The organism is Luteibacter sp. 3190 (assembly GCF_031456385.1).
Taxonomy (GTDB): Bacteria; Pseudomonadota; Gammaproteobacteria; order Xanthomonadales; family Rhodanobacteraceae; genus Luteibacter.
Genome location: NZ_JAVDUO010000006.1, coordinates 67,534 through 79,988 on the forward strand (window position 1 = coordinate 67,534; position 12,455 = coordinate 79,988).

Sequence of the window (12,455 nt, forward strand, 5' to 3'; positions counted from 1 at the left end):
GAGCGGGCTTTTTTTCGTCTCAGCTCGGCAGGCGCCGGATGATCGCGCCGAGAACGCCGAGTTTTTCCTCGATGTTCTCGTAGCCGCGATCGATGTGGTACACGCGATCGACGGTGGTATCGCCTTCGGCGACGAGGCCCGCGAGCACCAGGCACGCGGACGCGCGCAGGTCGGTGGCCATGATCGGTGCGCCGCTCATCTTCGGCACGCCGGTGATGATGGCGGTATTGCCCTCGAGGCGGATGTCGGCACCCAGGCGCTGCAGTTCCAGCGCGTGCATGAAGCGGTTCTCGAACACGGTCTCGGTGATCACGCCGACGCCTTCGGCGACGCAGTTGAGCGCCGTGAACTGCGCCTGCATGTCGGTCGGGAACGCCGGGTACGGCGCGGTGACGAGATTCACCGCCTTCGGACGGCGACCCTGCATGTCCAGCTCGATCCAGTCCGGACCGGTGCTGATGTGCGCGCCGGATTCCTCGAGCTTCTGCAGCACGGCGTCCATGGTGTTCGCGCGCGCGCCGCGGGCGCGGACCTTGCCACCCGTCATCGCGGCGCCGACGAGGAAGGTGCCGGTCTCGATGCGGTCGGGCAGCACTTCGTAATGCGCGCCATGCAGGCGCTCGACGCCCTCGACGATCAGCGTGGACGTGCCGATGCCGTCGATCTTCGCGCCCATCGCGATCAGGCAATGCGCGAGGTCGACGACCTCGGGCTCCTGCGCGGCGTTCTCGATGATCGTGGTGCCTTCCGCCAGCGTGGCGGCCATCAGGATGTTCTCGGTACCGGTGACGGTGACCATGTCCATCACGATCCGCGCACCCTTCAGACGGCCGGAGCGCGCCTTGATGAAGCCGTTCTCCACGGTGATCTCGGCGCCGAGCGCCTGCAGGCCGCGGATGTGCTGGTCGACGGGACGCGAGCCGATGGCGCAGCCGCCGGGCAGCGACACTTCGGCCTTGCCGTGGCGCGCGACCAGCGGGCCGAGCACGAGGATCGAGGCGCGCATGGTGCGCACCAGGTCGTACGGCGCGACGCAGGAATTCTCCGGGCGCGGGTCGATGTGCATCTTCATGCGGTCGTCGAGGACGACGCGGACGCCCATGCGACCGAGGAGTTCGATGAAGGTGGTGACGTCGTGCAGATGCGGCACGTTGCCGATGCTGACCGGTTCGTCGGCGAGCAGGCAGGACGCGAGGATCGGGAGCACGGCGTTCTTGGCGCCGGAAATGCTCACCTCACCGTGGAGCGGCTGGCCGCCGCTGATAAGGATCTTGGCCATGGAAGGGGTGCCTTGGAAGGAATGACGGGACGAGGAGGCCCCGGCGCGCGTGTTCAGCGGCGACCGGCGGCTTCTTCGGGGGTGAGGGTCTTGAGGCCAAGGGCGTGGATGGCGCCGCCCATGAGGTCGCCGAGCGTCGCGTAGACGAGGCGGTGGCGGGCGAGCGGCAGCTTGCCGGCGAACTGTTCCGAGATCACTTCCGCTTCGAAGTGGACGCCGTCGTCGCCGCGAACGTCCGCCTGCGCGCCGGGAAGGCCGGCTTCGATCAATGCCTGGATGCGCGCAGCGTCCATGGAGTCTCCGGTAAGGGGGTCGCGGCGGGGGCGGGGTTCCGAAACGGTCCCTGAATCACCCGTCGATGCCAGCGACGATAAAATGAGAATATGTAATGGTAATGGAAATCCGGTGTCGCAGAAATGGACATCCCGGGTGACCAGGGACAGCCCCCGCCCGGAACCGAGCTCGCATGAACGCACGCACAGCCCCGCCCGCCAGCCTCGTGAATGCCGATACCGTCATCCGCAGCGCCCGCACCGTCATCAAGACGGAGGCCGCGGCCATCCGGGCGCTCGAAGCGCGGGTCGACGCCGCCTTCGTCCAGGCCTGCCAGATGATCCTGGCCTGCAAGGGCCGCGTGGTGGTGTCCGGCATGGGCAAGTCGGGCCACATCGCGCGGAAGATCGCCGCCACGCTGGCGTCGACGGGCACGCCGTCGTTCTTCGTCCATCCGGGGGAAGCCAGCCACGGCGACCTCGGCATGATCCAGCCGGACGACCTCCTGCTCGGAATCTCCTATTCCGGCGAGACGGACGAGCTCCTCTACATCCTGCCGGCGATCAAGCGCCAGGGCATCGCCCTGATCTCGATCACGGGCAATCCGAAGTCGTCGCTGGCCACGCAGGCCGATCTCAACCTCGACGCCAACGTGGCCTCCGAGGCCTGCCCGCACGGTCTCGCACCCACCGCGAGCACGACGGCCGCCCTGGTGATGGGCGACGCCCTGGCGGTGGCGCTGCTGGAAGCGCGCGGTTTCACCTCCGACGACTTCGCGCGCTCGCATCCGGCCGGCAGCCTGGGCCGCCGCCTCCTGCTGCACATTTCCGACGTCATGCATTCGGGTGACGACGTTCCCCGCGTGCGCCTCGGCGCCACGCTGAGCGAGGCCCTGGTCGAGATGTCGCGCAAGCGCCTGGGCATGACCGCCGTGGTGGACGAGGACGACCGCCTCCTTGGCGTGTTCACCGACGGCGACCTTCGCCGCGCGCTCGACGACGATGGCGTCGACCTGCGCAGCGCCTCGGTGGCCCAGCTGATGACCCGCGGCCCGAAGACCATCGGCTCGGACAAGCTGGCCGTCGAGGCCGCGCAGCTGATGGAGAAGCACCAGATCAACGCGCTGCTGGTCGTCGATGCGGAAGGCCGCGCCGTCGGCGCCCTGAACATCCACGACCTGCTCCGGGCCCGCGTCGTCTGACGACGGGCATCCAGGCGTTCCCCACGCGCCTCCTCGTCCCCACATAGCGAACCATGGCCTACACCCACTACACCGAGATTCCCGCCGACGTCGCCGAGCGCGCGGCGCGCGTGCGCGTGGTCGTCTTCGACGTCGACGGCACGCTGACCGACGGGCGCCTCTGGTACGGCGAGGACGGCCGCGAGACCAAGGTCTTCCACGTCCACGACGGCCTCGGCCTGAAGGCGCTGGAGCGCAACGGCGTGAAGGTCGCGATCATCACGGCACGCATCAGCCACCCTGTGTCCCTGCGCGCCGAGGAACTCGGCATCGCCCACGTCTACCAGGGCCAGAAAGACAAGCGCGCCTGCCTGACCGGCCTGCTGGACGCCCTGCAGCTCGCGCCCGAGCAGGCCGCGTTCGTGGGCGACGACCTCCCCGACCTGCCCGCCATGGGCATCGCCGGCCTGGCCGTGGCCACCGCCAACGCCCATCCCTGGGTGGCCGAACGCGCCCACTGGCGCACGCGACTGACGGGCGGCTACGGCGCGGCGCGCGAAGTATCCGACCTGATCCTCGCGGCGCAGGGCAAGGCGGAAGCCGAGCGGGACCGCTGGCTGTGAGCGTGCTGAATTTCTTCCGCGACCGCAGCGCGACGGGCGTGGCGGGCATGCTCGCCGTGGCGCTGGGCGCGAGCGTGCTCCTCTACTACGCCACGGCGCCCGAGAAGAAGGTGCAGGATTTCGTGGGGCCGCCGCGATCCGGCTACGTGCTCACCAATTTCAACCTCGACTCGTTCAACGAGGAGGGCAAGGCGGCCTTCACGCTCACCGCGCCGCATCTCGAGCGCCGCGAAGGCGACGAGTCGCTGTACATCAACGCGCCGGATTTCGTGCTGCCCTCGACCAACGAGACCAACGCACCGCCCTGGACGGGCCACTCGCAGTACGGGTGGGTCAACAAGGACGGCAGCATGCTCAAGCTGCAGGGCAAGGTGCACATGGACCGCGTCGCCTTCGGCACGACGCCCCCCGCCAGCATCGACACCTCCGAGGTCAGCGCCTGGCCGAAGGAGAATCGCCTGGAGACGGCCGAGGCGGCCCGTATCGTTCAGGGAACCTCTACAATGGATGGCGTTGGCATGCGCGCCAATCTCGACAGCAAGCACCTGGAGCTCCTCGATGCAGTCCACAGCACGTATCAGCCGCGCAAGCGCTAAGGCCCTTCTCGTCGTGCTTGGCGCCGGGATGCTGGCCGCCCTGCCCGTCGCGGCGAAGCAGTCCGATCGCAACGCCCAGGTCCAGGTGGACGCCAAGTCGTTCGACGGCAAGCAGCAGCCGCAGGGCATCGTCATCTACACGGGCAACGTGATCATCACGCAGGGCACGCTCAAGGTGACGGGCGCCAAGGCCACCGTGTACCTCAACGACGACAACTCCGTGAAGCGCGTCATCGTCGACGGCGGCCCTGCGACCATGCAGCAGCAGGACGACGACGGCAACTGGATGCACGGCCGCGCTAACAACGTCGATTACAAGGTCGAAGAGGACTACGCGGTGCTCACCGGCAACGCGCACATCGACCAGCCGGTCAAGGGCACCGCCGATGGCGACAAGCTCACGTACAACACGAAGGACAGCACGATGACGGGCGAAAGCAATAGCGGCGCCCCCGTGCACATGACCTTCCAGCCCAAGAACACCACGCCCGCGGCCGCACCCGCGAAGCCCGCGGCGTCCGACACGAAGAAGCCCTGACCCATGCTTTCAGCCCAAGGCCTGCAGAAGCGCTTCCGCGCACGCCAGGTAGTCCGCGATTTCGCGTTCTCCATCCGCGAAGGCGAGGTGGTCGGCCTGCTCGGCCCGAACGGTGCCGGCAAGACGACCTGCTTCTACATGGTGGTGGGCCTGATCCAGGCCGACGCCGGCCAGATCAAGCTCGACCAGCAGGACATCACCGGCCTGCCCATGCACGCCCGCGCGAAGCTCGGCATCGGCTACCTGCCGCAGGAGGCCTCGGTGTTCCGTCGACTCAGCGTCGCCGACAACATCCTGGCCGTACTCGAGCTGCGCGACGGCATGACGCAGAAGCAGCGGGAAGACGAGCTGGAAAGCCTGCTCGACGAGCTGAAGATCTCGCACATCGCCGAGCAGAAGGGCATCAGTCTCTCCGGCGGCGAGCGGCGTCGCGTCGAAATCGCCCGCGCGCTGGCCGCCCGCCCGCGCTACATGCTGCTCGACGAACCCTTCGCGGGCGTCGACCCGATCTCGGTGGGCGAGATCCAGCGCATCGTGCGCCATCTCAAGGAGCGCGGCATCGGCGTGCTCATCACGGACCATAACGTCCGCGAAACACTCGGCATCTGCGACCGCGCGTACATCCTCAACGACGGCGAAGTCCTCTCCCGCGGTACGCCCCAGCACATCCTCGCGGACGAAAAGGTTCGGGAAGTGTATCTGGGACGTGAGTTCCGGATCTGACGCCCCGTCCTACCCCACCTTGGGAATAGCTCGCCGAGGCGCTGGTTTGCGGGGGCCAACAGGGGTTAGGATGGATCGGGAACCCCACGCGTCGCAGGCATGAAACCCGGACTTCAGTTTCGCCTCAACCAGCAGCTCACGCTGACACCTCAGCTGCAGCAGGCCATCCGCCTGCTCCAGCTGTCGCAGCTGGAGCTCGAGGCCGAACTCCGCCAGATCGCGGAAAGCAACCCGTTGCTGGAGTTCGCCGAAGATGCCGAATCCGAGGCGGACGCGGCCGACGACGAGGGCTTCGAGGCCGCCGATTACACGCCGCCCCGCGACGAGGTCCCGAAGAAGGCCTCCAAGGACGACGACGAATCCACCGCGGCGCCTTCCGAAGAGCTCGCGCCCGACTGGGACGACGACCGGTTCCACGGCGAGGCCGGAGACTATGCCGGCGCCCCGTCGCGCGCTGGCGGTGTCGACGACGACGGCTTCGAGCCGCAGAACGCCGCGCCCGAGAGCCTGCAGCAGCACCTGGAGTGGCAGCTCAACCTCTCGCAGTTCTCGCCGCGCGACCACGCCATCGCGACCGCGATCATCCATGCGCTCGACGAAGACGGCTACCTGCGCGACGGTGTCGAAGCGGTGGAAGCCGCCCTGCCCGCGGAACTCGGCGCACGTGCCGCTGAGATCGAAACCGTGCGCCAGCGCGTGCAACGTTTCGATCCCACGGGCATCGCCAGCCTCGACCTGCGCGACTGCCTCGACTGCCAGCTGTCGCAGTTCTCGCTCGACACGCCGCATCGCGAGCTCGCGATCCGCATCGTCAACGAAGAACTGGAACTGCTCGCGCGCAACGACCGCACGAAGATCGCCCGCAAGCTCAAGGCACCCGAGGCCGACGTCGCCGCGGCGGCGAACCTCATCCGCAGCCTCGATCCCAGGCCCGGCGCGGCCCTCGACGCCACGCCCGTCGAGTACGTCGCGCCCGACGTCTACGCGCGCCGCGAGAACGGGCGCTGGCAGGTCAGCCTGAATCCCGACGCCCAGCCGCGGCTCGGCCTCAACCAGCATTACTGCAACCTCATCGCCCGCGCGCGCGGCGACGACGCGACATGGATGAAAGGCCAGCTTCAGGAAGCCCGCTGGCTGCTGAAGAGCCTGCAGTCGCGCGCCGAGACGTTGCAGAAGGTGGCCGACGTGATCGTGCGCCGGCAGAGCGCCTTCCTCGACTACGGTCCCGAAGCCATGCATCCGCTGGTGCTGCGCGAAGTGGCCGAGGAGGTCGGGATGCACGAATCGACCATATCCCGCGTGACCACGCGCAAGTACATGCATACGCCGCGCGGCACGTTCGAACTCAAGCATTTCTTTTCCAGCGGCGTGGCGACGGAAGACGGCGGCAGCGCGTCCGCCACCGCCATCCAGGCCATGCTGCGCAAACTGATCACGGCGGAAGACGCGCGCCGCCCCCTCTCGGACCAGGCGCTCGCGGAGGAACTCCATCGACGCGGCATTCAGGTCGCCCGACGTACGGTAGCCAAGTACCGGGAAGCGATGCGTATCCCCAGTTCCAGCGAACGCGTCCGCGCCCATTGACGGTGACCGGGAACCTCGGCACAGGAGAACGGTCCCAACGTTTCAAGGCTCGAGGAACGGCACCGTGTCGTTCCGATCTCGTCGCCGAACGGCGGCACCCTCAGCAAGTAGGAGGCGTCAATGCAAATCCAGATCAGCGGCCAGCACATCCAGATCACCCCCGCCCTGCGTGAGCGCGTGGAACAGCAGATCGGTCGCTTCGAACGCCTTTTCGACAACATCAAGGCCCTCGACGTGGTGCTTTCCGTCGACAAGAACGAGCACAAGGCCAGCGGCACCCTCCACTGCGCCGGCACCCGGCTTCATGCCGACGGTCTCGCCCGGCTCGACGACGACAAGAAAGGCGACACCCTCTACAACGCGATCGACGCCATGATCGCCAAGCTCGCCGACCAGCTGAAGAAGCACAAGGAAAAGCTTAAAGATCACCACAACGCCGAGGTCCGCGAGGCCCGCGCGGCCACCTGACGCGGTCCCATGGCGGCGCCCGCCGCCCTCCGGACCGCCCCTTGATGGCACAATAGGCGCAAGCCGGCACGCCCCGCGTGCCGGCTTTTTTCCTTCTAGGGACCCATTCCGTGGACCGGCTGACCGCCAGACAACTCTTCGACGGCGTACACGAGCGCATGGCCCTGCGCTGGGCGGCGGGCATGCGCGGCGAAGCGCGCGTGCTCGAACCCAACGCCAAGCAGAGCCGGCGACCCTCCCTGGTCGGCTACCTCAACGTGATCTATCCGAACAAGGTCCAGATCATCGGCACCGAGGAGCTGAACTACCTCGACGGCCTGGACTCCCGGCAGCGCTGGGAAGCCATCCACAAGATCGCCGCCTACCAGCCGGCCGCGCTGATCGTCACGAAAGACCAGTCGATTCCGCCCGACCTGCGCGAGGTCGCCGAGGAAACCGATACGCCACTGTGGCAGAGCACCAAGCGCGGGCATGAACTGCTCACCTACCTGCAATACCACCTGGCCCGCACGCTCGCGCCGCGCACGACGCTGCATGGCGTGTTCCTCGAGGTGTTCTCCATCGGCGTGCTGATCACCGGCGATCCGGGTTCCGGCAAGAGCGAGCTCGCGCTGGAACTGATCAGCCGCGGCCATCGACTCGTCGCGGACGACGCCACCGAATTCACGCTGATCGCACCGGACGTCATCGACGGCGCGTGCCCGGAACTGCTGCAGGACCTGCTCGAAGTGCGTGGCCTCGGCGTGCTGAACATCCGCGAGATGTTCGGTCATACCGCGGTCAAGCCGTCCAAGTACCTTCGGCTCGTCGTCCACCTTAAGCCCATGCGCGAGGGCGAGGAGAACGACGCCATGACGCGCCTCACCGGCGACGTCAGCCGCCGCAACGTGCTCGACGTCGACGTGCCGATGATCACGATTCCGGTCGCGCCCGGACGCAACCTCGCCGTCCTCGTCGAGGCTGCCGTGCGCAACCATGTGCTGAAGAGCAAGGGCATCGATCCCGCCCAGACCTTCATCGACCGCCAGGCGCACCAGATGCGCCGGTTCTCCCCGTGGTGACCCGAGTGACCGACGAACTCATCAGCCCCATCGTCGACCCCGACGGCATCCACCTCGTCGTGCTCACCGGCATGTCCGGGGGCGGCAAGACCGTCGCGCTGCGCGCGCTGGAAGACCTCGAGTTCTACTGCGTCGACAACATGCCGGCGGAACTCATCCCGCAGCTCGTCGCCGCGGTGAGCCAGGGCGAGCACGGCCCCCGCCGCCGCATCGCGGTCGGCGTCGACGTGCGCAACCGCCGGGTCGACCTCTCGCGCATGCCGCACGTGCTGTCCGAGCTGTCGTCGGCCGGCGTGCACGTGCACCTGATCTTCCTCGACAGCCGCGACGACGTCCTGATCAAGCGCTACTCCGAAACCCGCCGGCGGCACCCGCTCGCGGCGGAGAAGCTCTCGCTGGCCGACTCCATCGCCCAGGAGCGCAAGCTGCTGCGTCCGCTGGTGTCGATCGCCGAGAAGGTCATCGACTCCTCCGACCTCAACGTCCACCAGCTGCGCCGCCTGTTCGCCACGGGCTACGCGGCCGCGTCGGACGGCACCACGCTGCTGTTCGAATCGTTCGCCTACCGTCGCGGCCTGCCCTCCGACGCCGACTTCGTCTTCGACGCCCGCTGCCTGCCCAATCCGCACTGGGAGCCGCGGCTCCGGCCCTTCTCGGGCAAGGATCTGCCGGTGCGCGAGTTCCTCGACGCGAACCCGCTGGTGGGCGAGTACTACGCCGATGTCGCCCGCTGGCTGGACACCTGGCTGCCCCGCTTCGAAGGCGAGGACCGCAGCTACGTCACCGTCTCGATCGGCTGCACCGGAGGCCGGCACCGGTCGGTCTACCTGGTGGAGAAGCTCGCCCAGCACTACCGCTCGCAGCGCGGCAACGTCCTGACCTTCCATCGCGAGCTCGAGTGACCGATGATCATCCCCAAGCCACAACGAGTATCCGGGCGATGACCGTCGGTGTTCTCCTCATGACCCACGAAGCCGTCGGCAAGGCGCTGATTTCGGCCGCGCGCCACGTGATGCCGAAGCTGCCGCTGGACGTCGACGCCGTCGAGGTGCCGCCCAGCGCCGACCCCGACGTCATGCGCATGCTTACCGCGAAACACGCCCGCGAGCTCGATCACGGCGAGGGCGTGCTGGTGCTCGCCGACCTGTACGGTGCCACGCCCTGCAACATCGGCCTCTCGCTCAGCGAGCTCGGCGTGCACCTGCGCTGCGTCTCGGGGCTGAACCTGCCGATGCTGCTGCGCGTTCTCAACTACTCGGAAAAATCGCTGTCCGAACTGGCCGAGATCGCGGCCAGCGGCGGGCGCGGAGGGATATTCATCGACCATGCTTGAACGGGAAATCACGGTATCCAACCGGCTCGGCCTGCACGCGCGCGCGTCGGCCAAGCTCGTCCAGCTGGTCGCGAGTTTCAAATCCACGGTGTGGCTCCTCAGCAAGGGCCGCGAGGTGAACGCCCAGAGCATCATGGGCGTCATGATGCTCGCCGCCGGCATGGGCACGTCGCTCACGATCCGCGCCGAGGGCGCGGACGAAGAAGCCGCGATCGCGGCCGTGGCCGACCTGTTCGACCGCAAGTTCGACGAAGGCGCCTGACGCATGACGCATCCGCACGGCATGAGGCATCCATGAGAATCGTGCTGACCGGCACGCCGGCTTCCCGGGGCATGGCCCTCGGGCGGGCGCGACTGGTCCAGCCTAGCCTCCTGGCGGTCGACACGCGGATGCTCGAGGACGACGAGATCGGTCCCGAGATCGAGCGCCTGCACAAGGCGATCGACACCGCGCGCACCGAACTCCACGAGCTGCGCGGCAAGCTGCACGGCGCCCTCGCCCGCGAGGTCGGCGACTTCATCGACGCGCACAGCCTCCTGCTCGACGACGAGGAACTGCTCCGCGGCCTCGACGAACTGGTCTCCATCGGCCACTACACCGCCAGCGCGGCGCTGAAGATGCAGCGCGATCGCCTCGCGGCCGTGTTCGACGCCATGAACGACCCGTACCTGAAGAGCCGCGGCGAGGACATCGACCAGGTCATCGGCCGCGTCATGTCGGCGCTCAACCAGCAGTCGAGCCGCGAGGAACGCAAGCTCGCGGCCCGCGTCGGGGAAATCATCGTCAGCGACACCGTCGCGCCCGCCGACATGGCCGGCATGGCCGGCCAGGGCATGCTCGGCGTCATCGCCAGCGCCGGCAGCATCTACTCGCACAGCGCGATCCTCGCGCGCAGCTTCAACCTGCCGATGCTCGTCGGCACGCGCGACGCGCTCGCCACCATCAACGACGACGACCTGGTCCTCATCGACGCCGAGCACGGCGAGGTCATCGTCCACCCGACCGCGCAGGACCTCGCGCGCTACCGGCAGTGGCAGCGCCAGGCGGCCGCCGAGGGCCGGCGCCTCGCCGCGCTGGCCACCGCGCCGACGCTCACGCGCGACGGCGCGCATATCCGGCTTTACGCCAACGCCGAACTGGCGGGCGACGTCACGCTGGCTCGCGCACGCGGCGCCGATGGCGTGGGTCTGTACCGCTCGGAGTTCCTTTTCCTCCGTCAGCGCGGCTTGCCTTCGGAAGACGAGCAGTTCGCCGCCTACCGCGACGTCGTGCTCGGCATGGGCGGCCTGCCGGTGACCATCCGCACGCTCGACCTCGGCGCCGACAAGGCCGACGCCGCGGGTCTCGCGATCCGCGGCGAGGACAACCCCGCCCTCGGCGTGCGTGGCGTGCGCCTCTCGATGCGCTACCCGGACATCTTCAGCGTGCAGTTGCGCGCGATCCTGCGCGCCGCCTGTTACGGACCCGTGCGGATCCTCGTCCCGATGATCACGCACGTCGGCGAACTGATCCAGGTGCGCTCGCTGATCAAGAAAGCGCGCGAAGACCTCACGCAACGCGGCCAGGAATTGCCCGAACGGCTGGAGATCGGCGCCATGATCGAGGTGCCCGCCGCGGCGATCGGCGTCACCTCCATCCTGAGCAAGGCCGACTTCCTCGCCATCGGCACGAACGACCTCGCGCAGTACGTGCTCGCCGCCGACCGCAACAACGATGCGCTCGACGGCATCTACGATCCGCTCCAACCCGCGTTCCTGCGCCTCATCGCCCACGTGATCGCGAGCGCCCGGCGCGCGAAGAAGGCGGTCAGCCTCTGCGGCGAGATCGCCGGCGACACGCAGTTCACCGCCCTCCTCCTCGCCATGGGCCTGGAGGAATTCAGCATGCACCCCGGACAACTCCTGCAGGTCCGCGACCGCCTCACCAAGCTCGACTGCACGGCGCTGCGCCGCGCGGCGCCCAGGCTGTTCCGTGCGCATACGCGCGATGAAGTCGAGGCGCGGTTGCTCGAGGTGGTCGCCGAGCAGACGGACTGCCTGTAGCCGCGTCGGGCAGGGATTCGCCCTCGCAGGAGCCTCGAAGTTGGGTGGGAGCCGATGGTATCGGCGATCCCGCGGCAGCGGGCAACCTCGCGACACGATCGGCACCCGTCACCGTCATCCCGGTGCAAACCGGGATCCACGGCGAGGCGATCGGTTTAGGCGGTACGGTTTCAAGGCACGTGGCCGACACCCTGCCGCGCACATCGATGCCGCGCCCACGCTCGGCCCGCAAACCGAGGCGGTGGGCCCCGGCGTGCGCCGGGGCGACGGTGAGGACTTTTCGCGAAGCTTCGGCCCCCCTCTCACCGTCTCCCGGTGCAGACCGGGATCCACGGCGAGGCGGTCGGTTTTCGCGGTACGGTTCCAGGGCGAGTGACCGCGCCGTGCCGCGCATATCGATGCAGCGCCGACGCTTCGAAGCAGGGGTGGGAGCCGATCGTATCGGCGATCCCGCGGCAGCGGGCACACTCGCGACACGATCGGCCCCCCTCACCGTCATCCCGGTGCAAACCGGGATCCACGGCGAGGCGGTCGGTTTAGGCGGTACGGTTCCAACACGCGGAGTCGCACCCTGCCACGCACATCGATGCGGCGCCCACGCTCGGCCCGCAAACCGAGGCGGTGGGCCCCGGCGTGCGCCGGGGCGACGGTGAGGACTTTTCGCGAAGCTTCGGCCCCCCCCCCCTCACCGTCATCCCGGTGCAAACCGGGATCCACGGCGAGGCGGTCGGTTTTGCCGCGCAGTCTCAACGTC

The 12,455-nt window shown here is 68.2% G+C and carries 14 protein-coding genes; 12 read left to right on the plus strand and 2 right to left on the minus strand.

The features are described from left to right. Positions 1 to 19: 19 nt before the first annotated feature. Together murA and J2X58_RS18415 are read right to left on the minus strand one after the other, a co-directional pair. Complete coding sequence (gene murA / locus J2X58_RS18410) at positions 20 to 1,279, minus strand: UDP-N-acetylglucosamine 1-carboxyvinyltransferase (protein WP_090055095.1); 1,260 nt, start codon at positions 1,277 to 1,279, stop codon at positions 20 to 22. A gap of 53 nt (positions 1,280 to 1,332) precedes the next feature. After that, positions 1,333 to 1,572: a BolA/IbaG family iron-sulfur metabolism protein gene (locus J2X58_RS18415; protein WP_090055097.1), complete on the minus strand. Its 240-nt coding sequence runs from the start codon at positions 1,570 to 1,572 to the stop codon at positions 1,333 to 1,335. Positions 1,573 to 1,745: 173 nt separating this feature from the next. Between J2X58_RS18415 and J2X58_RS18420 the strand changes: the two genes are divergently transcribed. The 12 genes from J2X58_RS18420 to ptsP all read left to right on the plus strand — a co-directional run bounded on the left by J2X58_RS18420 (position 1,746) and on the right by ptsP (position 11,701). Beyond that, positions 1,746 to 2,753 (plus strand): KpsF/GutQ family sugar-phosphate isomerase, encoded by a 1,008-nt coding sequence (locus tag J2X58_RS18420; protein ID WP_090055099.1) that lies wholly within the window; start codon positions 1,746 to 1,748, stop codon positions 2,751 to 2,753. A 53-nt stretch (positions 2,754 to 2,806) separates the two neighbouring features. Continuing rightward, complete coding sequence (locus J2X58_RS18425) at positions 2,807 to 3,355, plus strand: HAD-IIIA family hydrolase (RefSeq protein ID WP_090055100.1); 549 nt, start codon at positions 2,807 to 2,809, stop codon at positions 3,353 to 3,355. Continuing rightward, positions 3,352 to 3,951: an LPS export ABC transporter periplasmic protein LptC gene (gene lptC, locus J2X58_RS18430; protein WP_254779192.1), complete on the plus strand. Its 600-nt coding sequence runs from the start codon at positions 3,352 to 3,354 to the stop codon at positions 3,949 to 3,951. The genes J2X58_RS18425 and lptC overlap by 4 nt, the downstream gene beginning before the upstream one ends. Positions 3,952 to 3,964: 13 nt before the next feature. Continuing rightward, positions 3,965 to 4,489 carry a lipopolysaccharide transport periplasmic protein LptA gene (lptA, locus tag J2X58_RS18435; RefSeq protein ID WP_310050216.1) on the plus strand — a complete coding sequence of 175 codons (525 nt, stop codon included), beginning with the start codon at positions 3,965 to 3,967 and terminating at the stop codon, positions 4,487 to 4,489. Between the two features lie 3 nt (positions 4,490 to 4,492). Then, the gene (gene lptB, locus J2X58_RS18440; protein WP_090055103.1) at positions 4,493 to 5,212 is read left to right on the plus strand and encodes an LPS export ABC transporter ATP-binding protein; all 720 of its coding nucleotides are present in this window, start codon (positions 4,493 to 4,495) and stop codon (positions 5,210 to 5,212) included. A 99-nt stretch (positions 5,213 to 5,311) separates the two neighbouring features. Next, positions 5,312 to 6,796: an RNA polymerase factor sigma-54 gene (locus J2X58_RS18445; protein WP_090180991.1), complete on the plus strand. Its 1,485-nt coding sequence runs from the start codon at positions 5,312 to 5,314 to the stop codon at positions 6,794 to 6,796. Between the two features lie 120 nt (positions 6,797 to 6,916). Further along, positions 6,917 to 7,264: a ribosome-associated translation inhibitor RaiA gene (raiA, locus tag J2X58_RS18450; protein ID WP_090055108.1), complete on the plus strand. Its 348-nt coding sequence runs from the start codon at positions 6,917 to 6,919 to the stop codon at positions 7,262 to 7,264. A 110-nt stretch (positions 7,265 to 7,374) separates the two neighbouring features. Next, complete coding sequence (gene hprK / locus J2X58_RS18455; RefSeq protein ID WP_090055109.1) at positions 7,375 to 8,325, plus strand: HPr(Ser) kinase/phosphatase; 951 nt, start codon at positions 7,375 to 7,377, stop codon at positions 8,323 to 8,325. 5 nt (positions 8,326 to 8,330) lie between these two features. Next, entirely contained in the window at positions 8,331 to 9,227 is an 897-nt protein-coding gene (rapZ, locus tag J2X58_RS18460; RefSeq protein WP_255364612.1) for an RNase adapter RapZ, read from the plus strand. 38 nt (positions 9,228 to 9,265) lie between these two features. Further along, entirely contained in the window at positions 9,266 to 9,658 is a 393-nt protein-coding gene (locus J2X58_RS18465) for a PTS fructose IIA subunit family protein (RefSeq protein ID WP_090055111.1), read from the plus strand. Further along, on the plus strand, positions 9,651 to 9,920 hold the full coding sequence (locus tag J2X58_RS18470; protein WP_090055112.1) for an HPr family phosphocarrier protein: 270 nt from the start codon (positions 9,651 to 9,653) through the stop codon (positions 9,918 to 9,920). The genes J2X58_RS18465 and J2X58_RS18470 overlap by 8 nt, the downstream gene beginning before the upstream one ends. A gap of 32 nt (positions 9,921 to 9,952) precedes the next feature. Further along, the gene (gene ptsP, locus J2X58_RS18475; RefSeq protein ID WP_310050219.1) at positions 9,953 to 11,701 is read left to right on the plus strand and encodes a phosphoenolpyruvate--protein phosphotransferase; all 1,749 of its coding nucleotides are present in this window, start codon (positions 9,953 to 9,955) and stop codon (positions 11,699 to 11,701) included. The last annotated feature ends 754 nt before the right edge of the window (positions 11,702 to 12,455 follow it).